22 protein-coding genes and 2 pseudogenes are annotated in these 21011 nt (G+C 69.8%); 14 read left to right on the forward strand and 10 right to left on the reverse strand.

Annotation, left to right across the window (positions count from 1 at the left end; all coding sequences use genetic code 11):
- Window positions 1-256 precede the first annotated feature (256 nt).
- The gene (locus FV230_RS11785) at window positions 257-1654 is read right to left on the reverse strand and encodes a leucyl aminopeptidase family protein (protein WP_147842527.1); all 1398 of its coding nucleotides are present in this window, start codon (window positions 1652-1654) and stop codon (window positions 257-259) included.
- A gap of 107 nt (window positions 1655-1761) precedes the next feature.
- On the opposite strand from FV230_RS11785, the gene FV230_RS11790 reads away from it, so the two are divergent.
- Window positions 1762-2559, forward strand: a complete 798-nt coding sequence (locus tag FV230_RS11790; RefSeq protein ID WP_147842528.1) for a tetratricopeptide repeat protein — start codon at window positions 1762-1764, stop codon at window positions 2557-2559.
- A gap of 99 nt (window positions 2560-2658) precedes the next feature.
- Here FV230_RS11790 and FV230_RS11795 read toward each other — a convergent pair whose 3' ends face one another.
- Complete coding sequence (locus FV230_RS11795; protein WP_147842529.1) at window positions 2659-3402, reverse strand: RNA methyltransferase; 744 nt, start codon at window positions 3400-3402, stop codon at window positions 2659-2661.
- 74 nt (window positions 3403-3476) lie between these two features.
- On the reverse strand, window positions 3477-4025 hold the full coding sequence (locus FV230_RS11800) for a formaldehyde-activating enzyme (RefSeq protein WP_147725869.1): 549 nt from the start codon (window positions 4023-4025) through the stop codon (window positions 3477-3479).
- A gap of 213 nt (window positions 4026-4238) precedes the next feature.
- Between FV230_RS11800 and FV230_RS11805 the strand changes: the two genes are divergently transcribed.
- The 3 genes and pseudogenes from FV230_RS11805 to FV230_RS30725 all read left to right on the forward strand — a co-directional run.
- Window positions 4239-5453 (forward strand): NADP-dependent isocitrate dehydrogenase, encoded by a 1215-nt coding sequence (locus FV230_RS11805; protein ID WP_147842530.1) that lies wholly within the window; start codon window positions 4239-4241, stop codon window positions 5451-5453.
- Window positions 5454-5599: 146 nt separating this feature from the next.
- Window positions 5600-6058, forward strand: a pseudogene (locus FV230_RS11810) (hypothetical protein); the annotation flags it as partial.
- A gap of 52 nt (window positions 6059-6110) precedes the next feature.
- Window positions 6111-6298: pseudogene (locus tag FV230_RS30725) on the forward strand (NADP-dependent isocitrate dehydrogenase); the annotation flags it as partial.
- A 1-nt stretch (window position 6299) separates the two neighbouring features.
- Here FV230_RS30725 and FV230_RS11815 read toward each other — a convergent pair.
- The gene (locus tag FV230_RS11815) at window positions 6300-6974 is read right to left on the reverse strand and encodes an alpha/beta fold hydrolase (protein ID WP_147842531.1); all 675 of its coding nucleotides are present in this window, start codon (window positions 6972-6974) and stop codon (window positions 6300-6302) included.
- A 162-nt stretch (window positions 6975-7136) separates the two neighbouring features.
- On the opposite strand from FV230_RS11815, the gene FV230_RS11820 reads away from it, so the two are divergent.
- From FV230_RS11820 to FV230_RS11855, 8 genes are all read left to right on the forward strand, one after another.
- Window positions 7137-7931 (forward strand): inositol monophosphatase family protein, encoded by a 795-nt coding sequence (locus FV230_RS11820; protein WP_147725872.1) that lies wholly within the window; start codon window positions 7137-7139, stop codon window positions 7929-7931.
- Window positions 7932-8001: 70 nt separating this feature from the next.
- A complete protein-coding gene (locus FV230_RS11825; RefSeq protein ID WP_147842532.1) occupies window positions 8002-8544 on the forward strand; it encodes an adenine phosphoribosyltransferase in 543 nt (180 codons plus the stop codon).
- A gap of 192 nt (window positions 8545-8736) precedes the next feature.
- Window positions 8737-8871, forward strand: a complete 135-nt coding sequence (gene rpmH, locus FV230_RS11830) for a 50S ribosomal protein L34 (protein WP_082643292.1) — start codon at window positions 8737-8739, stop codon at window positions 8869-8871.
- A gap of 73 nt (window positions 8872-8944) precedes the next feature.
- On the forward strand, window positions 8945-9538 hold the full coding sequence (gene rnpA / locus FV230_RS11835; RefSeq protein ID WP_147842533.1) for a ribonuclease P protein component: 594 nt from the start codon (window positions 8945-8947) through the stop codon (window positions 9536-9538).
- On the forward strand, window positions 9528-11372 hold the full coding sequence (yidC, locus tag FV230_RS11840) for a membrane protein insertase YidC (RefSeq protein WP_147842534.1): 1845 nt from the start codon (window positions 9528-9530) through the stop codon (window positions 11370-11372). Before rnpA ends, yidC begins: the two co-directional genes overlap by 11 nt.
- Before the next feature lies 1 nt (window position 11373).
- Window positions 11374-12027, forward strand: coding sequence for a ribosome biogenesis GTP-binding protein YihA/YsxC (yihA, locus tag FV230_RS11845; protein ID WP_147750177.1), 654 nt, complete (start codon window positions 11374-11376; stop codon window positions 12025-12027).
- Window positions 12027-12401, forward strand: coding sequence for a DUF423 domain-containing protein (locus tag FV230_RS11850; protein WP_147842535.1), 375 nt, complete (start codon window positions 12027-12029; stop codon window positions 12399-12401). The genes yihA and FV230_RS11850 overlap by 1 nt, the downstream gene beginning before the upstream one ends.
- A gap of 65 nt (window positions 12402-12466) precedes the next feature.
- Window positions 12467-13024, forward strand: coding sequence for a sugar O-acetyltransferase (locus FV230_RS11855; RefSeq protein WP_147842536.1), 558 nt, complete (start codon window positions 12467-12469; stop codon window positions 13022-13024).
- A gap of 55 nt (window positions 13025-13079) precedes the next feature.
- Here FV230_RS11855 and FV230_RS11860 read toward each other — a convergent pair whose 3' ends face one another.
- Entirely contained in the window at window positions 13080-13742 is a 663-nt protein-coding gene (locus tag FV230_RS11860) for a metallophosphoesterase family protein (RefSeq protein WP_147842537.1), read from the reverse strand.
- A 225-nt stretch (window positions 13743-13967) separates the two neighbouring features.
- Here FV230_RS11860 and FV230_RS11865 point away from each other — a divergent pair, with 225 nt between their 5' ends.
- Window positions 13968-14375, forward strand: a complete 408-nt coding sequence (locus tag FV230_RS11865; protein ID WP_147842538.1) for a hypothetical protein — start codon at window positions 13968-13970, stop codon at window positions 14373-14375.
- Window positions 14376-14433: 58 nt separating this feature from the next.
- Here the strand turns inward: FV230_RS11865 and clpB are convergent, their stop codons facing one another.
- Complete coding sequence (clpB, locus tag FV230_RS11870) at window positions 14434-17064, reverse strand: ATP-dependent chaperone ClpB (RefSeq protein ID WP_147842539.1); 2631 nt, start codon at window positions 17062-17064, stop codon at window positions 14434-14436.
- A 203-nt stretch (window positions 17065-17267) separates the two neighbouring features.
- On the opposite strand from clpB, the gene FV230_RS11875 reads away from it, so the two are divergent.
- Complete coding sequence (locus FV230_RS11875) at window positions 17268-18038, forward strand: MOSC N-terminal beta barrel domain-containing protein (protein WP_147842540.1); 771 nt, start codon at window positions 17268-17270, stop codon at window positions 18036-18038.
- Between the two features lie 7 nt (window positions 18039-18045).
- Here the strand turns inward: FV230_RS11875 and FV230_RS11880 are convergent, their stop codons facing one another.
- The 4 genes from FV230_RS11880 to FV230_RS11895 all read right to left on the reverse strand — a co-directional run.
- A complete protein-coding gene (locus FV230_RS11880) occupies window positions 18046-18291 on the reverse strand; it encodes a hypothetical protein (protein WP_147725882.1) in 246 nt (81 codons plus the stop codon).
- 173 nt (window positions 18292-18464) lie between these two features.
- On the reverse strand, window positions 18465-18674 hold the full coding sequence (locus FV230_RS11885; protein WP_147725883.1) for a hypothetical protein: 210 nt from the start codon (window positions 18672-18674) through the stop codon (window positions 18465-18467).
- 276 nt (window positions 18675-18950) lie between these two features.
- A complete protein-coding gene (locus FV230_RS11890) occupies window positions 18951-20318 on the reverse strand; it encodes an aminotransferase class I/II-fold pyridoxal phosphate-dependent enzyme (protein WP_147842541.1) in 1368 nt (455 codons plus the stop codon).
- Window positions 20315-21011 (reverse strand): acyl carrier protein (locus FV230_RS11895; protein ID WP_147842542.1); only part of this gene is annotated, 697 nt, incomplete at its 5' end. The genes FV230_RS11890 and FV230_RS11895, both read right to left, overlap by 4 nt.

Consider the following 21011-nt stretch of genomic DNA (forward strand, 5'->3'; position numbering starts at 1 on the left):
GGGGCGGACGGCCTCGCGATCCACGCCACCGTCAGCGTCGGGCTCGCGGCCCCGGAGGGCCGCGATCTCGCCGAGAGGCTCGCGAGCGCCGACGGCGCGCTGTACCGGGCAAAAGTCCTCGGTGGGAACCGCATCGAGGCCGCCGGCCCGGAGGCGCTGGCCGCCGCGGCCTAGCGGCCCGGCTCCGGCCCGCGACGAGGCCGGCAGGCGAGCCGGCGACGATGTGGGCCATCTTCCCCCACGGAGATCCCGCGTGTCACGCCGCCGGGTAGCGCTCCTTGAGCAGCGCGTAGACCAGGCGCGCGGTCTGCACCTCGCCGCCCTCCGGCCGGCCGGGCTTGGCCGAGGGGTTCCAGCCGTAGAGGTCGAGGTGGACGTGGCGCTTGGTGCTCGGGGCGAAGCGGCGCAGGAACAGCGCGGCGGTGATCGCCCCGGCGAAGGGGCCGCCGGAGACGTTGTTGAGGTCGGCCACCTTCGAGGCGAGCAGGCTCGCATAGGGCGCGTGCAGCGGCAGGCGCCAGACCGGATCGGCCGCGGCGCGTCCCGCCGCCTCGAACGCGGCGGCGAACGCGTCGTCCTCGGTGAAGAACGCCGGCAGGTCGGGGCCGAGCGCCACGCGGGCGGCGCCGGTGAGCGTCGCGAAGTCGATCAGCAGCTCGGGCGCGTCGGCATCGGCGAGCGCCAGCGCGTCGGCGAGGATTAGCCGGCCCTCGGCATCGGTGTTGCCGATCTCGACGGTGAGCCCGGCGCGGCTGCGGATCACGTCGCCGGGGCGGAAGGCCTCGCCGGAGATCGCGTTCTCCACAGCCGGGATGAGCAGGTGCAGCCGCAGGCGCAGGCCGGCGCCCATCGCCATGTCGGCGGCGGCGAGGGCTGCGGCTGCGCCGCCCATATCCTTCTTCATCAGCAGCATGCCGGCCGACGGCTTGATGTCGAGGCCGCCGGTGTCGAAGGCGACGCCCTTGCCGACCAGCGTCACCCGCGGCGCGTCGGCCGGCCCCCAGGTGAGGTCGATCAGCCGGGGCGGGCGGGTCGAGGCGGCGCCGACCGCATGGACCAGCGGGAAATCGCGCTCGAGCTCGGCGCCGGCGATCACCGTGATCGTCGCCCCGTGCCGCTCGGCCAGCGCACGCGCCGCCGCCTCGATCTCGGCCGGGCCGAGGTCGTTGGCCGGCGTGTTGACGAGGTCGCGCCCGAGCGCGACCGCGGCGGCGATGCGATCGGTGTCGGCGGCGTCGATTCCCTCCGGCGCGACGAGGCGGGGGCGCTCCGGCCCGGCGGGGCGGTAGCGCGAGAAGCGATAGGATCCGAGCAGCCAGGCGAGCGCCGCCTCGGCCGGCGCCTCGGCATCCGCGAAGGCGTAGGTGCCGGGCGGCAGCAGGCCGGGGAGCTTGCCGGCGAGAAGCCGATCGTGGCCGGGCGCGTCGGTCTCGCCGAGGCCGAACAGCACGCGGGCGAGCGTCCCGTCGGCGGCGGGCAGCAACGCCACCTGCCCGGGCTTGGCCGCGAAGCCGATCGCCCCCGCATAGGTCCGCTGCGCGGCGTCGAGGCCGGCTTCGATCCTCGGCCACCCGTCCTTCGCGACCAGGGAGATCGGGATGCCGGAGGTTCCGGCCGGCAACAGGGGCGGAAGGGACGGTGCGGTGTCTGTCATGCGGTCCTGGCCGGGCCGGGCGCTTAACCCCGAGTTAGGGTTAACGCTCTATCACCGTCCCGTCCGGCACGGGAAGAACCTCCTGCCGGACCTCGACGGAGCATTCCATGATCGCGGCCCTCCGGCCGAATACGGCCCCGTTCGCCCGGGGTTCGGCCCCCCGCCTGGTCGCCGCCTGCCTGGTCACCCTCGTGGCCGCCGGGTGCCAGTCGCGCTCGCCCGAGACCACCGGCTCGATCGACGCCCCGCGCATCGCGGCCGGGCAGGTCGAGTCGCTCGCCGAATCCTACGCCGCCAACCCGAACGATCTCGGCATCGCGATGCGCTACGCGCAGGCGCTGCGGGCCACCGACCAGCGCGCCCAGGCGAGCGCGGTGCTGCAGCAGGCCGCCCTGCGGAACCCGCGCAACACGGCGGTGCTCGGCGCCTACGGCAAGTCCCTGGTCGAGGTCGGGCGGCTGCAGGAGGCGCAGGACGTCCTGCAGAACGCCCACTCCCCGGCGCAGCCCGACTGGCGCATCCTGTCGGCGCAGGGCTCCGTCTCCGACCAGCTCGGCGACCACGCCCGCGCGCAGAGCTTCTACGAAGCGGCCCTCAAGATCCGCCCCGACGAGCCCTCCGTCCTGTCCAATCTCGGTTTGTCCTACGCGCTGGCGCGCCAGCTCGACCGCGCCGAGGAGACGATGCGCGTCGCGGTCTCGCGGCCCGGCGCAGACGCGCGGGTGCGCGGCAACCTCGCCCTGGTGCTCGGCCTGAAGGGCCGGTTCGACGAGGCCGAGGCGATCCTGCGGCGCGACCTGCCGCCCGCGGAGGTCGCCGCCAACCTCGCCTCGCTGCGCAGCCTCGCCGCCCAGTCGAGCCGCGCCGCGGCCGCCTTGGCCCGCAAGCCGGCCGATCGCGGCTAGAGCATCTTCAAGCGAGGTGGATCCCGGCTCGCGTGAAGACAATGCGATCTCTCGACAAGATAGAGCGTTTTTCGTGATCCGGGGATCACCAAAAATCCTCTAGGACGCGTCGTCCGGTCGGCGGTGCGCCCCGCGTTCGAGCGCCTTCAGCGCACCGCGGAAGGTGCGCACGTCCTGGTCGGTCAGGCTCATGCGGTGGAGCCGGTCGCGCATGTTGCGGGCGATGATCTCGCGCTTCTGCGGCGGGTAGAATCCGGTGCGCGCGAGCGTCGCCTCGAGAATGTCGAACAAGGAGAGCAGCGCCTCGCGGGTCGCCTGCGGCGCCCGGATCTCGCCGGTGAAGCGCGGCCGGGCGAGGCCCGCCGCGCGCCGCCACTCGTAGCCGACCAGCAGCACGGCCTGGGCGAGATTGAGCGACGGGAATGCCTCGTCGACGGGAAAGGTGACGATGGCATCGGCCAGCGAGACCTCGTCGTTCAGGAGCCCGACGCGCTCGCGGCCGAACATCACCCCGACCTTCTCGGCGTTCGCGCCGCGCTCGGCCGCCTCCGTCATCGCGGCGTCGGGCAGCAGCACGCGCTTCATCTGCCCGCGCTCCCGCGCGGTGGTCGCGAGCAGCATGGTGAGGTCGGCGACGGCGTCTGGGAGCGTCGCGAAGACCTTGGCGGCGTCGAGCACGTGCGTCGCGCCGGAGGCGGCCTCACGCGCGCCCTTCTTCGGCCAGCCGTTGCGCGGTGCGACGAGCCGCAGCTCCGACAGCCCGAAATTCGCCATGGCGCGGGCGGTCATGCCGATGTTCTCGGCCAGCTGCGGTTCGACGAGGATGACGACGGGGGCGCTCATGCGCGGCGCTCTCGCATGGACGTCCGCCGTGCGGAAGGGCCGCCGGCCGGACCGGAGGGTCTCGGCCGCAAGGATCAGATCTTCCCGTCGAGGCCCATCTGATAATACTTGTGCACGATCTTGTCCTGGTTCTCCAGCAGCCAGTCGATCGAGGGCTCGTTGGTCATCGCCTTGCGGATCGCCTCCGTCATGCCGCGGCGCTGGATGTCGAACAACGCCTTGTGGTCGACGGTCTCGGCCTGGATCACGCCGGGGCTGAGCCAGACCGAGCAGATGATGCCGAGGTCGTTGGCCTTCTCCTTGGGGATGTAGCCGGCGCGGACCGCGTCGAGCACGCCGTTGGCGATGGCGAACTGCACCGTGCCCATCAGGATCGAGGTGTACTTCGATTCCGTGACGCTGACCTTGGAGACGCACAGCGTCACCGGCCGCACCATGATGTCGGTGTTGAGCAGCGCGAAGACGCGGGAATGGCCGACGACCTGGTCGCCGGTCAGCGTGGCCAGCGCGGTGCCGACCGGCCCGTCGAGCTCGCCGATGATCACCTCCGGCTCGGATGCGGTGTTCGGCGGCCCGCCGGCGACCAGCGCCTCGCCGGCCCGCAGGATGATGCGCTCGCTCATGGTTGCTCCTCACGCGTGATGGATGCGCGCTGATCCCAGCCGGACGGCCGGATGTCCACCCCTATGCGCCGCACGGCCGAGCTTGCATGACAGCCCCGGCGGCCTGTCCGCGCCCCCGGCTTTCGCCCGGGAAACGCCCGCGCTATGACCCGCCCCGCGGCCGCACGGCATTTGCATGGGGCCCGCCCGGATTACCACGGAAGGCAGCGGCTCATGGACAAGATCAAGGTGGCGAAGCCCGTCGTCGAGCTCGACGGCGACGAGATGACCCGGATCATCTGGTCCGAGATCAAGAACAAGCTGATCCACCCCTATCTCGACCTGGACCTCGACTATTACGACCTCGGCGTCGAACATCGCGATGCCACGAACGACAAGGTGACGGTCGACGCGGCCGAGGCGATCAAGCGCCACGGCGTCGGCGTGAAGTGCGCCACCATCACCCCCGACGAGCAGCGCGTCGAGGAGTTCAAGCTCAAGGAGATGTGGCGCTCGCCCAACGGCACGATCCGCAACATCCTCGGCGGCGTCATCTTCCGCGAGCCGATCATCTGCAAGAACGTGCCCCGCCTTGTGCCGGGCTGGACCCAGCCCTTCGTCATCGGCCGCCACGCCTACGGCGACCAGTACCGCGCCACCGACTTCAAGGTGCCGGGCAAGGGCCGCCTGACGATCAAGTTCGAGGGCGACGACGGCACCGTGATCGAGAAGGAGGTGTTCAAGTTCCCGGCCGCCGGCGTGGCGATGTCGATGTACAACCTCGACGACTCGATCCGCGACTTCGCCCGCGCCTCGCTGAACTACGGCCTCGCACGCAAGTACCCGGTCTACCTGTCGACCAAGAACACCATCCTCAAGGCCTATGACGGCCGCTTCAAGGACCTGTTCCAGGAAGTGTTCGACGCCGAGTTCAAGGGCAAGTTCCAGGCGCTCGGCATCACCTACGAGCACCGGCTGATCGACGACATGGTCGCCTCGTGCCTGAAGTGGTCCGGCGGCTACGTCTGGGCCTGCAAGAACTACGACGGCGACGTGCAGTCCGACACGGCGGCGCAGGGCTTCGGCTCGCTCGGCCTGATGACCTCGGTGCTGATGACGCCGGACGGCCAGACCGTCGAGGCCGAGGCCGCGCACGGCACGGTGACGCGCCACTACCGCGAGCACCAGAAGGGCAAGGAGACCTCGACCAACTCGATCGCCTCGATCTTCGCCTGGACCCGCGGCCTCGCCCACCGGGCCAAGCTCGACGGCAACGCCGAGCTCGCCAAGTTCGCGACGACGATCGAGACCGTCTGCGTCGACACCGTCGAGGCGGGCTTCATGACCAAGGATCTCGCCCTCCTGGTCGGGCCCGAGCAGAAGTGGCTCTCCACCACCGGCTTCCTCGACAAGGTCGACGAGAACCTCAAGGCAGCGATGGCGGGCTGAGGCCCTATCGCGCCGGGCGGACGGCTCCGCCCGGCATGTCGCGCAACCGATCCGGGAAGCGGCCGTCGCGCAGGAAGGCGAGGGCCGCTTCCGCCACGTCGGGATGGTTCATCGGTATTCCTTACCAAGCGCCGCAGCGATGGTCGCACTCGGTCCTCGGCGCCGGCATCCTTGCCGGCTTCCCGGTGGTCGACATCAAGGTCGAGCTAATCGACGGCGCCTATCACGACGTCGACTCCTCGGCGCTGGCCTTCGAGATCGCGTCCCGAGCGGCGCTGCGCGAAGCCCTGCAGAAGGGTGGCTCCGTGCTGCTCGAGCCGGTGATGAAGGTCGAGGTCGTCTCGGCGGAGGAGTATACCGGCTCGGTGATCGGCGATCTCAACTCCCGCCGCGGCCAGATCCAGGGCCAGGACATGCGCGGCAACGCGAACGTCATCAACGCCATGGTGCCGCTCTCTGGCATGATCGGATATGATAGACGGCTGCACTCGCTGGCTGGCGGTCGCGCTACGGTGGCCATGAGCTTCAGTCACTATGCTCCGGCATCATCGCCTGGTTGGGATCCATCCCCTCCGGCGGCGCCAGCGATGGCGTTGCGAGCATAAGGCTCGATTCGAGCGGCGCACGGCGATTGCGCCCTCGTCATGACGATAATGGTCGGTGCTAATGCCGCCCGGCAGCCAGACCGTCGGTCGGGGCCGACGCCGAACACGGCACCGTGACGCGTCACCACTGCGAGCACCGGAAGGGCGAGAAGGCCTCGGCCAACGCGATCGCCTCGGATCTTCGCTTGGACGGGAACCGTCGCGTACCGGGACAAGCTGGACGGCGAAGCGGCGATGGCGCCTACCGTGCCGGGCCAATGACGTCGTCCGGCAGATCATACAGATGGTCCGGGAAGCCGCCGTCCCTCAGGAAGGCGCCCGTCGCCTCGAACACGTCCGGATGGTTCATCAGCAGCGTATGCGCGGCATCCACGACAATCCAGTCGTGCGGTCCGGCGATGCGCGTGCGGGCGAGACCGACCAAGCCGTCGTGCGGGCCAGCAATGACACGTCCCGTGAACGGCAACCAAGCCCGCGTGCCGGCGATGATCCCGATCGAACAGGGTGGGATCGGCAGCTTGTCGGGCACGCCTGATCTCAGGTCGGCGAGTGCCGGACCAAGCATCGCCCGCGCGAGACGATACTGGAACAGGTGATCGGCCACTTCGCTGCCTCTGTTCGGCGGCGCCAACATCACGATAGCCCGAGAGTCATTCGGATCCGTCGCGAGGCAGCGCGCCACGAGTCCGCCCATCGAGTGGGTGACGAACGCGATGGCTCGACCGGTACGCTGCCGGAAAGCCTCGACCACAGGCTCGAGGCCCGTCGCACACGCATGAACCCCGCGGCTCTGCGAGGGATAGCCCGGGATGAGCGTTTGATGGCCCAGCGCTTCGAGGCGCCGCGCCAGCCGGGCCATAATCCTCGGCGTCCGCCCAAGCCCGTGAAGCAGCACGATGGGGGTCAGTGACGACATCGCATCGCCTCGATCACCGCTCCTCGATTGCCAACCCGAATTGAATGCGGCGCCGGACCGGCCCGTGCGCGGATGACAGGCATACCCCGCCCGGCCCTCGATTCTGCGCCCGAGAGCGTTTAACGCGGCGTCAAACGACGCGCGAACGCTCGAGGCTCCCCGATGATCTCCTCTCCCCTGATGACCGTGATGGTCGATGCCGTGCGCAAGGCCTCGCGGGGGCTGCGGCGCGACTACGGCGAGATCGAGAACCTTCAGGTCTCGCGAAAAGGCCCCGGCGACTTCGTCTCGGCGGCCGACCGCAAGGCCGAGGAGGTGCTGCGCGACGCGCTGACGAAGGCGCGGCCGGGCTACGGCATGGTTCTCGAGGAATCCGGCATCGTCGAGGGCACCGACAAGAGCCATGTCTGGCACGTCGATCCGCTCGACGGCACCTCGAACTTCCTGCACGGCATCCCGCACTTCGCGATCTCGGTCGGGCTCGAGCGCGAGGGCCAGGTGGTCGCCGGCGTGATCTACGATCCGGTCAAGGACGAGCTGTTCGTGGCCGAGCGCGGCAAGGGCGCCTACCTCAACAACCGGCGCCTGCGCGTCTCGGGCCGGGTCGACATGGCCGACGCGCTGAGCGCCTACGGCACGCCCTATCTCGGCCGCGGCAACCATCCTCGGCTGCTGCGCGAGGTCGCCGCGGTAATGGCGGTCTCCGGCGGCACCCGCCGGATGGGCTCGGCGGCCCTCGACCTTGCCTACGTCGCCTGCGGCCGCCTCGACCTGTACTGGGAGCGCGACCTGCAGACCTGGGACATCGCCGCCGGCATCATCCTGGTGCGCGAGGCCGGCGGCTTCGTCACCTCGGCCGACGGAGCCTCGGAGCCCCTCGCCGCGAAGTCGGTGGCCTGCGGCAACGAGGGCCTGCACCGGGAGCTCGTCGCGATCCTGCGCAAGGTCAACGGCTGAGCGCCGAACTGGCCAGGGTGCGCGCCATCTGCTCTAAGCCGCCGATCACCACGAGGAAGGCCCGCCCGGCATGGAACGCCGCCACATCGCCCTGAAGGAATCGATCCGCTCGATCCCCGACTATCCGAAGCCCGGCATCGTGTTCCGGGACATCACCACGCTGCTCAGCGACCCGCGCGCCTTCCGCCGGGCGGTGGACGCGCTGGTGCATCCGTTCGCGGGCGGGCGGATCGATCAGGTCGCCGGCATCGAGGCGCGCGGCTTCATCCTCGGCGGGGCGGTCGCGCACCAGCTCTCGGCGGGCTTCGTGCCGGTGCGCAAGAAGGGCAAGCTGCCCCACAAGACGGTGTCGATCGCCTACACCCTCGAATACGGCACCGACGAGCTGGAGATCCACGTCGACGCGATCAAGCCGGGCGACCGGGTGCTGCTCGTGGACGACCTGATCGCCACCGGCGGGACCGCGACGGCGGCGGTGAACCTGCTCCGCCAGATCGGGGCCGAGGTGGTGGCCGCCTGCTTCGTGATCGACCTGCCGGAGATCGGCGGTGCGCAGAAGCTGCGTGACCTCGACGTGCCCGTGCGGACCCTGACGGAATTCGAGGGCCACTGACGCGCGCGGCGGCATCGGATGCCCGCCAAAACGTTGACTCGGTAAATCCCATCCGCCATAAGCCGCGCAGTTGCGATGGCGCTCCGTTCGGGCGCCGTCCGCACGTGCATTCACAATTCAAAGACGCGTGAAGGTCGGGTGCGGCGTCAGCCGCCCGCGAGCGCGCCTCGACCTTTGGAGGCTTGAAGAGCCATGAAAAGAACCTACCAGCCGAGCCGCCTCGTCCGGAAGCGCCGTCACGGTTTCCGCGCCCGCATGGCGACCGCCGGCGGCCGCAAGGTCATCGCCCGTCGTCGCGCGCACGGCCGCAAGAAGCTCTCGGCCTGAGCGTGACCGTCGCGCCGCCCATCGCGGCGCGGAGGGTGCCCGAGGCGTGAGCGAGGCCGAGCTTCCCATGCCTATGACCGACTTGCCTGCGACCGACTTGCCGACGACGGATCTGCCGACGACGGATCGCGCGGCGATCGCGCGGCTGAGGCGGCGGCCGGACTTCCTGGCGGCGGCCGACGGGCGCCGCTTCCACACCGAGCGCCTGACGGCGCAGGGCCGCGTGCGCGAGGCGTGCGAGACCCGGGACGGCGAATCGATCGCCGGGCTCCATCTCGGCTTCACGATCACCAAGCGGGTCGGCCATGCCACCGAGCGCAACCGCATCCGCCGGCGCCTTCGCGCCGCGGTCGCCGAACTCGGGCCCGAGTTCGGCGCGGTCGCGGCCGACGTCGTGCTGATCGCCCGTCGCCCGGCGATCGACGCCGCGTTCGACACCCTCAAGGACGACCTGCGCCGGGCGATCCCCGCGGTGGCCAAGCCCCGCGGGCCGAGCGAGCGCGCCCGTCCGTCGCGCTCCGGCAAGCCGGGATCCGCGAAGGGCCGCGGCAAGGGGCCTGCGCCATCCCGGGAAGCGACGCCCCAAAGATCCGATCGCGCAGCGGCACCAGCCCGTGCGCCCTCAGCAACCTCGAACGCGTGCGACGGTGGCCCCGATGGGCAATGACAAGACGAATATGTTCGTGGCCATCGCCCTGTCGCTGGTCGTGCTGCTCGGGTGGAACTACTTCGTCGCCGCGCCGCGGGTCGAGCAGCAGCGCCAGGCCAACATCCAGAACCAGGCCGCGCAGCAGAGCCCCGGCGTGACGCCGGACGGCGTGCCCTCGCCGAGCCCGAAGGAGGGCGGCCCGGCCGCCCCCGTCGCCGGCACGCTGCCCAACGCCGCCACCGGCCCGATCGGCCGCACCGAGGCACTCGCCCGCTCGCCACGCATCAAGATCGAGACCCCGGCGCTGGCCGGGTCGATCGCGCTCAAGGGCGGTCGCATCGACGACATCGCGCTGAAGAACTACCACGAGACCGTGGACGACAAGAGCCCGGAGATCGTGCTGCTGTCGCCGGCCGGGACGGAAGCGCCGTACTACGCCGAGTTCGGCTGGGTCGGCGCCGCCGCGGGCCCGCTTCCGACCAACGACACCGTCTGGACCGCCGACGGCCGGACGCTGGGCGTGAACATGCCGGTGACGCTGTCGTGGGACAACGGCGCGGGGCTGGTGTTCAAGCGCATCCTCGCCGTCGACGACAAGTACATGTTCACGGTCCGCGACGAGGTCGAGAACAAGGGCGCGAACGCCGTCACGCTCTATCCCTACAGCCTCGTCTCGCGCTGGGGTAAGCCGCACACCCAGGGCTACTACGTGCTGCACGAGGGCATGATCGGCGTGCTCGGCGGCGACGGCCTGCAGGAATACACCTACGACCACCTCGCCAAGGAGCCGGCCTACGGCGGGGCCGACACCAAGGGCAAGGCCTGGGCGAACGTCACCGGCGGCTTCGTCGGCATCACCGACAAGTACTGGGCCGCGGCCGCGATCCCCGACCAGACGATGTCCTATACCGGCGCGTTCACCGAGCGCACCGACGGCGCGACCAAGATCTACCAGGCGAGCGTGCGCGGCGACGGCCGCAGCATCGAGCCGGGCGCCACCGCCTCGACCACCCAGCGCCTGTTCGCCGGCGCCAAGGAGGTCAACACGATCAACGGCTACGAGAAGAACCTCGGCATCAAGCAGTTCGACCTGATGATCGACTGGGGCTGGTTCCACTTCATCACCAAGCCGATGTTCCGGGCGCTGGACTTCTTCTTCCACCTCTTCGGCAATTTCGGCGTCGCGATCCTGATCGTGACCTTCTGCCTCAAGCTGCTGTTCCTGCCGATCGCCAACCGCTCCTACGTCTCCATGGCCAAGATGAAGGCCGTGCAGCCCGAGATGACCTCCATCCGGGAGCGGTACAAAGACGATAAGATGAAGCAGCAACAGGCGATGATGGAGCTGTACAAGAAGGAGAAGATCAACCCCGTCGCCGGCTGCTGGCCGGTGCTGGTGCAGATCCCGGTCTTCTTCGCGCTGTACAAAGTCCTGTTCATCACCATCGAGATGCGTCACGCGCCGTTCTTCGGCTGGATCCAGGACCTCGCCGCGCCCGATCCGACCAGCATCGTCAACCTGTTCGGCCTGCTGCCGTTCGCGGCGCCGGACTTCGTCCATCTCGGCATCTGGCCGATCATCATGGGCGTGACGATGTTCGTGCAGATGAAGATGAACCCCGCCCCGCCGGACCCGGTGCAGGCGCAGATCTTCACCTTCATGCCGATCGTCTTCACCTTCATGCTCGGCTCGTTCCCGGCCGGCCTGGTGATCTACTGGGCCTGGAACAACACCCTCTCGGTGACGCAGCAATACGTCATCATGCGCCGCAACGGTGTGAAGGTGGAGCTGTGGGACAACCTGCGGAACACGTTCAAGCGCGGCGGCAAGACCGCGCCTGCGAAGAGCTGACGTGACACAGCAGGAGCAGGAAGATGCGGCGCTCGCCGAGAGCGGCCGCCTGCTGTTCGCGGGTGCGGCCGACTTCGTCGCGGCGGCGCCCTCGCTCGGGACGCTGCCGGCGATGGACGGCGTCGAGATCGCCTTCGCCGGCCGCTCGAACGTCGGCAAGTCGAGCCTCGTCAACGCGCTGACCGGGCGCAACACGCTGGCCCGCACCTCGCACACGCCGGGGCGGACCCAGCAGCTCAACTTCTTCCGGATCGGCGAGCGCCTGACGCTGGTCGACATGCCGGGCTACGGCTACGCCGCGGTCGGCAAGGAGAAGGTCGAGGCCTGGACCGACCTGATCCACGCCTACCTCAAGGGCCGCGCCAACCTCGCGCGGGTCTTCATGCTGATCGATTCCCGCCATGGGCTGAAGGGCATCGACACCGACGTGCTCGACGGGCTCGACAAGGCCGCCGTGAGCTACCAGATCGTGCTGACCAAGGGCGACGCCCTGAAGAAGTCCGAGATCGACGCGCGCATCGCCGGCATCCAGGCCGCGCTCGCCCGGCGTCCGGCGGCCTATCCGCAGATCCTGCTGACCTCGAGCCGCGACGACCGCGGCGTGCCCGAGCTGCGCGCCGCCGTGGCCCGGCTGATGGCCGAGCGCGGCGCCTGATGCTTGCCGTCAAGGATCGGGCCCTCGTCGCCCTGGCCTGCCTCGCCGGCGGGCTCGGCGTCGCAGCCAGCGCCGCAGCCGCCCACATCCCGGGGGCGGACAGCCTCAAGACCGCGGCGCAGTTCCTGCTGTTCCATGCCCCCGCGATCCTGGCCCTCGCCGGACTCGCCGCCGCCGGCCTGACCCATGCGATCGCCACCCGGATCGCAGCCTGGGCGCTTGTGCTGGGCCTCGCGCTGTTCTCCGGTGACCTCGCGCTCCGCGCGCTTGCCGGGCAGCCGCTGTTCCCGATGGCCGCGCCGTCGGGCGGCATCCTGTTGATGGCGGGCTGGACCCTGGGGGCGATCGCGGCGTTCATCCCGGCCAGGCGTTGAGCCCCTGCCGGGACAGGCGCGGCTTCGACGACCGCTCTGTACGCCAACGGTGACGACGAGGCCCGATGTCGGGATCCGAGAAACAGAAGATGCTCGCGGGCGAGCTCTACCGCGCGGGCGATCCCGAGCTTCGTCGGGATGCCGCCGCCAACATGGCGTGGCTCGCGCACTACAACACCACGCTGGCGCTGCCGTCGGCCGAGCGGCACGCGCTGCTGGCCGCCCATCTCGGCGGCGTCGGCCCGAAGGCGGTGATCCGGCCGCCATTCCATTGCGACTACGGCTACAACATCACGCTCGGCCCGGAGGCGTTCCTCAACTTCGGCTGCGTGATCCTCGACGTGGTCGCGGTGACGATCGGTGCGTGCACGCAGATCGGGCCGGGCGTCCAGATCCTCACCGCGGACCACCCGCGCGATCCCGAGGCGCGCCGGTCCGGCCTCGAGTTCGGTCGCCCGATCGCGATCGGCGCCAACGTCTGGATCGGCGGGGCCGCCCTGATCCTGCCGGGCGTGACGGTGGGCGACGACGCGATCATCGGTGCCGGCGCCGTCGTGACGCGGGACGTGCCGGCCGGCGCGACGGTGGTCGGCAACCCGGCGCGGGTCGTGACTCTCCGATGATCAGGGGTTTGGGACGACTCGGCCGATCGCTTCGCATGGCGCAGGTCGGAGCCGGTCAGTCCGCCCGGACCTGCAAAAACCTCAGCGCCGGCCCCTGCGCATCCGAGAACACGCCCGCGGTCAACGCTCCGCCATAGACGGCGCCCGTGTCGAGGTTGGTCCGGAACGGGCGAACCTCCGGGTTGCCGCCGGTCTGCGGCGTGTGGCCGTGGACGACGTGGCGGCCGAAATCGTGATCCTCGGCGAGGAACGGCTCGCGGATCCAGAGGCGGTCCTGCACCTCGGCGGTCTCCGGGTCGGACCCCGGCCTGAAGCCGGCATGGACGAACCAGCGGCGGGCATCCGCGTGGACGGTCTGCAGCCCTTCGATCCAGTCGAGCACGTCGCCGGGGATCGCGGCCGCCTCGTCCACGCCGAACGAGGCCAGCGTCTCCGCGCCGCCGTTGCGCAGCCACAGCGCGTCGGCCCCCGGGGTCGTCAGTGCGGAGAGCAGCATCGCCTCGTGGTTGCCCATCAGGCAGGCGACGCGCCCGGAATCGCTCCAGTGCAGGCGGCTGACCGTCTGCAGCACCCGCGCGCTGTCCGGGCCACGGTCGATGTAGTCGCCCAGGAAGACGAGGCGATAGGGCTCGCCCGCCGCATGGGCCTCGATGCGGGCGAGCAGGGCGTCGAGCAGGTCGGCGCAGCCGTGGATGTCGCCGATGGCGTAGGTCAGCATGTCAGCCGGATCGTTCCGTCGGTGGAAGGCCAGAAGCGCCGCGGACGGCGCGCGCGTCGCCGACGGCCAGAATGCACGGTTTGCCGCCCCGCACCACTCCGCCTGCCGGCGTCGCATTTCTCTCTACGCTGAGATTGCGGATGCCACGAAGCTCCCGATGTCATGGGCTTTCCAATAACCATGATGTCGTGCGATGTGATTGCGGTTTCGATTCGGAGACTCAAGATGAAACGCGTAATTGCATTTCTTCTGGCGACTTTTTACCTTGGCGTGTCTTCACATATCGCTTACGCACAATTCCTGGCTGACCAGGAGCGCGTCGTCGCGTCCGGCCAGAGCCAGAAGATCGCTTGGCGCATTTACCTCGATCCGGCCTGCCACTCGATGGGCGCCGGGTCGCTCGGCCTCATCGATCCGCCGCGGCTCGGCAGCGTCACGGTCCGTCAGGGCCGGGAATATCCGAGCTTCGGCTTCTACAATCCGCGATCGCTGTGCAACACGCGGAAGGTGCCGGCGACGCAGCTGATCTACAGCACCGCCCCGGGAACGGTCGGTGAGGACAGCTTCACGGTCGAGTACATCGGGCCGCTCGGCAATCCGTTGCGGCAGCGATACCACGTCGTCGTGCGCTGAGCGCAGCGTTTCACGAGAACTGCGGCGCACCTGTTCGAAACCGATGCGCCGCGCGAGGTCAGTTCAGCGTCACGTTGGCCGGCCGCCGCCGCGGCGCTGTCGCGGTGCCGGCGACGACGAGGCCGTCCGGCCCCACCGCCACCGGCACGCTCTCGCCGTCGTGGATCTTGCCCGACAGCAGCAGCTCCGCCAGCGGGTCCTGCACCGTCTTCTGGATCACCCGCTTCAACGGCCGCGCCCCGTAGGCCGGGTCGTAGCCGCGGTCGGCGAGCCAGGCGCGCGCGTCGGCGTCGACGTCGAGGACGATCTTGCGCTCCTCCAGCAGCTTCTGGAGGCGGACGAGCTGGATGTCGACGATGGCGCCCATCTCCGCCCGCTTGAGCCGGTGGAACAGGATGATCTCGTCGATCCGGTTCAGGAACTCCGGCCGGAAGTGGCTTCGCACCACGCCCATCACGTCGTCCCGCACCGCGTCGGTGTCCTCGCCCTCGCTCTGCGCCACCAGATACTCGGCCCCGAGGTTCGAGGTCATGATCAGCAGCGTGTTGCGGAAGTCGACCGTCCGGCCCTGCCCGTCGGTCAGGCGCCCGTCGTCGAGAACCTGCAGCAGGACGTTGAACACGTCCGGATGCGCCTTCTCGATCTCGTCGAACAGCACGACCTGATACGGCCGGCGCCGCACCGCCTCGGTCAGCGCGCCGCCCTCCTCGTAGCCGACATAGCCGGGGGGCGCGCCGATCAGCCGGGCCACGGAGTGCTTCTCCATGTATTCCGACATGTCGATGCGCACCAGCGCGGTGTCGTCATCGAACAGGAAGCTGGCGAGCGCCTTGGTCAGCTCGGTCTTGCCGACGCCGGTCGGCCCGAGGAACATGAACGAGCCGATCGGCCGGTTCGGGTCCTGCAGGCCGGCGCGCGCGCGGCGCACCGCGGTCGAGACCGCTTCCACCGCTTCGCGCTGGCCGACGACGCGCCTGCCGATCGCGTCCTCCATCGCAAGCAGCTTGTCGCGCTCGCCCTCCAGCATCTTGTCCACCGGCACGCCGGTCCAGCGCGAGACCACGCCCGCGATGTGGGCCGGCGTCACCGCCTCCTCGACCATGCCGTCGCGCGCGACCGCGCTCTCGGCCGCGGCCTCGATCTCGGCGAGCCGCTTCTCCAGCCCCGGGATCACGCCGTAGGCAAGCTCGCCCGCGCGCTGGTACTGGCCCTGGCGCTGGGCGGAGGCCAGCTCGTTGCGCGCCTCGTCGAGCTTCTTCTTGAGCTCGGCGGCGGCGCCGAGCTTGTCCTTCTCCGCCTTCCAGCGCGAGGTGATGGTGGCGGACTGCTCCTCGAGGTCGGCAAGCTCCTTCTCGAGCCGGGCCAGACGGTCGCGGGAGGCCGAATCGGTCTCCTTCTTAAGCGCCTCGCCCTCGATCTTCAGGCGCACGATCTCGCGGTCGAGGTTGTCCAGCTCCTCGGGCTTCGAATCGACCTGCATGCGCAGGCGCGAGCCGGCCTCGTCCATGAGGTCGATCGCCTTGTCGGGCAGGAAGCGGTCGGTGATGTAGCGGTTCGACAGCGTCGCGGCCGCGACCAAGGCGGAATCCTGGATGCGGACGCCGTGGTGCTGCTCGTACTTCTCCTTGATCCCGCGCAGGATCGAGACCGTATCCTCCACGGTGGGCTCCGAGACGAAGACCGGCTGGAAGCGGCGGGCCAGCGCCGCATCCTTCTCGACATGCTTGCGGTACTCGTCGAGCGTGGTCGCGCCGACGCAGTGCAGCTCGCCGCGGGCCAGCGCCGGCTTCAGCAGGTTCGAGGCGTCCATCGCCCCATCGGCCTTTCCGGCGCCGACCAGGGTGTGCATCTCGTCGATGAACAGGATGATGCCGCCCGCGGCCGCGGTGACTTCGGACAGCACGGCCTTCAGCCGCTCCTCGAACTCGCCGCGGAACTTCGCCCCGGCGATGAGCGCGCCGAGGTCGAGGGCGAGAAGGCTCTTCTCCTTCAGGCTCTCGGGCACGTCGCCGTTGACGATGCGCAGGGCCAGCCCCTCGACGATCGCCGTCTTGCCGACGCCGGGCTCGCCGATGAGGACCGGATTGTTCTTGGTGCGCCGGGACAGGACCTGGATCGTGCGGCGGATCTCCTCGTCGCGGCCGATCACCGGGTCGAGCTTGCCCTCGCGCGCGGCTTCGGTGAGGTCGCGGGCGTACTTCTTCAGGGCGTCGTAGGCGTTCTCGGCCGAAGCGTTGTCGGCCGTCCGGCCCTTGCGCAGGGCGTTGATCGCGCCGTTGAGCGAAGCCGGCGTCACGCCGGCGGAGACGAGCGCCTTGCCGGCCTCGGTGTCCTTCTCGACGGCGAGCGCGAGCAGGAGGCGCTCCACGGTGACGTAGGAATCGCCGGCCTTCTCGGCAGCCTTCTCGGCGGTGTCGAACAGGCGCATCAGGTCGCGCGTCGCCTGCGGCTGGCTCGCGTTGCCGGAGACCTTCGGCTGCTTGGCGAGCCACGCCTCGATCTGCGCCAGGGCGACGCGCGACTGGCCGCCGGCCCGGTCGATCAGGCCCGCGCACAGGCCCTCGGGATCGTCGAGCAGCACCTTGAGCAGGTGGCCCGGCTGCAATTGGGGATGGCCCTCGCGCATCGCGAGGTTCTGCGCAGCCTGGACGAAGCCGCGGGCGCGCTCGGTGTATTTCTCGAAATTCATGCGTTCTTGTTTCCTACCGCTTCGGCCTCCGCCGCCCTGGAAGGCGCGATGTCGGCCCGAGACGCCGCCTCCCGACGAGGAACCGCCGCGGAAGGCCCCGGCGCCAATGACCGCCGGTATCGAGGATGTGGTGTTGCAATTGCGCACCACAAGAGGGGGCAGACCCCTTGCATCGATGTGAAGATCCGGGCCACGGTGCCGGCATGACCGCGACGCTCTCCGCCCTCTACCGCTACCCCGTGAAGGGGTTCAGCCCCGAGCCGCTGGAACGGGCGGACCTCGAGACGTCGGGCAACTTCCCGGGCGATCGGCTCTACGCGGTCGAGAACGGCGATTCGGGCTTCGACCCGAACGCACCGCGTCATCAGCCCAAGACGAAGTACCTGATGCTGATGCGCGACGAGGCGCTGGCGCGCCTGCGCACCCGCTACGACGACGCCACCGCGACGCTCACCATCGAGGCCGAAGGCGAGACCGTCAAGGCCAAGCTCGACACCGAAGAGGGCCGGGCGACGCTTGAGGACCTGTTGCGGCGCCTGCTGCCCCACGCCCTGCGCTGCGCGCCGCGAGTGCTGGCGGCGGCAGCGCAGACCGGATACCGCTTCACTGATTCCAGGATCGGCTTCGTCTCGCTGATCAACCTCGCCAGCGTGCGCGCGATCGAGGATTACGTCGGCGCGCCCGTCGATCCGCTGCGCTTTCGCGGCAACCTCTTCGTGGAAGGGCTCGCCCCCTGGGCCGAGCTGGAGATGGTCGGCCGCGTGCTCGAGGCGCCGAGCGGGCTGCGCCTCAAGCTGACCCAGCGCACCGTGCGCTGCGCGGCGACCAACGTCGACCCGGTCAGCGGCGTGCGCGACCTCGACATCCCCTGGGCGATCGACGCGCGTCTCGGCCACCGCGATTGCGGCGTCTATGCCGAGGTGATCGCCGGCGGGACCCTCGCGGTCGGTGACACCCTGACGGCGGTCGGCTGAGCCGCGCTCAGGACGCCCGGCGCACGACGACCACCGGGTCGGCTTCGGTACGCCGATGCTCGCACGAGACCTTGAGGTAGCGATGGTCGCCGCCGGGCAGCCCGGCCGCGGCGGCCATGGTCTGGGCGTGCATGATGCACTCCATCGGCGTGCGCGCCGGCGAGACGATCACGTCGAGCGCGGTCTCGCGGGAGCAATCCTGGGCCAGCAGCGTCCCGGCGCAGACGAGGGCAACGGACAACAATTCGGACATGACGGACCCCGTGTTCGAGCGATCGACAGGTCCGCGGGGTGCTCAGGCGTTCGAGCCACCGCGTGTTTCTTGTCCGGGCGTTCCTCGTCGTGACGTTTCTCTTGATGACGCTGTGGGGTTTGCAGATGTCGTGCCAGCTCGGCGAGGCCGGCCGCACCTGTGATCTTGCTGCATCAGCCCCGCGCGGCGAGCCAGACCGGCTCGGGCTCGGGGATCGGCATCAGCGCCGCGACCGCGTCGAGATCGACGATGTAGTTGTCGGTCAGCAGGCGCCACATCTCGGCCGGAGAGGCGGCCTCGCCCTTCAGGCCATCGACCGCCCGCGCGAGCAGGCCGGTATGGGTGAGGGTGGGGCGGGTCAGGAGCGGGTCGGAATGGAGCATCGTCGGCGGTCCCTGGAAGACCTCGTCAACGTTGCAGGTCGTGGTTAAAGGACCGTAAAGCCGACAATCCTCGAATGCTCGGGACAGCCGATCGCCATCGCGTTCGCCGAGGTTCGGAAGCACTCTTCGTCACCGAAAACCGATCGCCCAACCCTGGACTTGCTGATCGACGATCTACAGTCGCTCGATTCAGATCGCGTTGCTTGTCTCGATCACTGAAACGGAAAACGCCCGGGCTTCGAACCCGGGCGTCATTGGTCTCGATCGATCGGATCGTCAGCTGCGCTTGGCCAGGAGCTGCTCGATCAGCGAGCCGCCCTTCTCGATGGCGGCGAGCTCCTCAGCGACCGCGGCGACCGTCTCGCGGATCTGCTCGGGCGTGTGCTCCGAGGTCATGAAGAAGCGCAGGCGCGAGGCGCGCTCGGGCACGGCCGGGTGGATGATCGGCTGCACGTTGATCCCGCGCTTGTACAGCCGATCGGACAACGTCACCGACTTCAGCGAATCGCCGACGATCACAGGGATCACCGCGAGCCCCATGCTGGTCCCGGTATCGAGCCCGCGCTTCTTCGCGCAGGCGAGGAACAGGGCGCCGTTCTGGCGCAGGCGCTCGACCCGCTCCGGCTCGTCGTGCATCACCGCGAGCGCGGCCTCGGCGGCGGCCGCGAGCGGCGGGGACATGCCGACGCTGTAGACGAAGCCGCCGGCCGTGCACTTCAGGTACTCGATCAGCGTCGAGGCGCCGCAGATGTAGCCGCCGCAGGCCGAGAGCGTCTTCGAGAAGGTGCCCATCCAGATGTCGACCCGCTTCGGGTCGATGCCGGCATGCTCGAACAGCCCGGCGCCGGTTCGGCCGAGCACGCCGAGCCCGTGGGCGTCGTCGACCATCAGCCAGGCGTTGTAACGCTCCTTGAGGGCGATGAAGCCGGCGAGGTCCGGCGCATCGCCGTCCATGCTGTAGAGGCCCTCGATCACGATCAGGGCCCGGCGGTGCTCGTGCCGGGTCGCCTGAAGCAGGGTTTCGAGCGCGTCGAGGTCGTTGTGGGCGAAGGAGCGGCGCTGGGCGCCGGACAGCTGCGCGCCGGTGACGATGCTGTTGTGGATCAGGTTGTCGTGGAAGATCACGTCGCCCGGCTCAAGCAGCGCCCCGATCGTCGTGACGTTGGTGGCGTGCCCGCTCACCATCACCACGCAGGCCTCGGTCTGGTAATGCGCGGCCAGCGCCTTCTCCAGGCTGAGGTGGCCCGGCCGCTCGCCGGCCACGACGCGGCTCGCCGACGACGAGGTGCCGAACTCGGCGATCGCCGCGCGGGCGGCATCCGAGATGCGCGGGTGGCCGTTGAGGCCGAGGTAGTCATAGGACGAGAAGTTGACGAAGGACCGCCCGGCGATGCGGGTGGTGGCGCCGGCCTTGGTCTCGTGGACGTGGAAGAACGGGTTGTCGAGGCCGATCAGCTCGGCGGCCGAGCGCTGCAGCCGCAGCTCGCGGTAGCCGGGCAGGCTCGCGAAATCCTGCACCGAGGGATCGCCGACCTTCTCTGGCGCGCGGAGCGCGGTCGGCCGGGGCGCATTGCGTCCCAGCCGGTTCGTCACGAAGCCCGCGAGCGCGGCGCGCCCCCCATCCGGCCGTGGCGATTGCGTCATGACAGGATCTCTTTGCTCTCGAGGCTCTTCTTCTCGACGAGATCCTGGAACGGCTGGAGCACCGCCGCATCGACCTCGCTGCCGACGTGCCTCGAAGCGAGGCTCAGGGCGACCCCGGCGGCCTCGTCCATCGGCGCCGAAACCGCCTGAATTAAGGACTCCGACAGCTCGTTGACGGTCATCCCCGACGACAGGCCCGCCGGCGGCGAATCGAGGCCGAAGCGCTCCTGCAGGCTGGCGCCGAGCTCGACGCCCATCAGCGAGTCGAGGCCGATCTCGGAGAGCTGGCGCACGCGGCTGATGTCGTCCTTCGGCAGGCGCAGGATGCGGGCGATGTCCTCGACGATCGCGTCGGACACGGTCTTGCGCACCGCGTCGATGTCGTTGCCCTTGAGCAGCGTGCCGATGCTGATCGCGGCGACAGCGCCGGCCTCCATCTGCTGGTCGGAGCCGAGGTCGTCGTAGCTCGGCGAGCGCATGGTCGCGAGGCGCTCGCGCGTCTTGCCCCAATGCATCGAGGCGATGGCGAGCACCGCGTCGTCGGGCGCCGAGCCCTGGGCGCCCAGCGCATCGGCCATGAGGTCGAGGCAGCGGCGGGCCTCCATCGGCGTCACGCCGACGCGGCCGGCGAGCCCCTCCATCACCGTCTTGTTGCGGGCGAGCATGCCGACGTCGCCGATCGCGCCCCAGGCG

It is taken from the genome of Methylobacterium sp. WL6 (assembly GCF_008040095.1).
Taxonomy (GTDB): Bacteria; Pseudomonadota; Alphaproteobacteria; order Rhizobiales; family Beijerinckiaceae; genus Methylobacterium.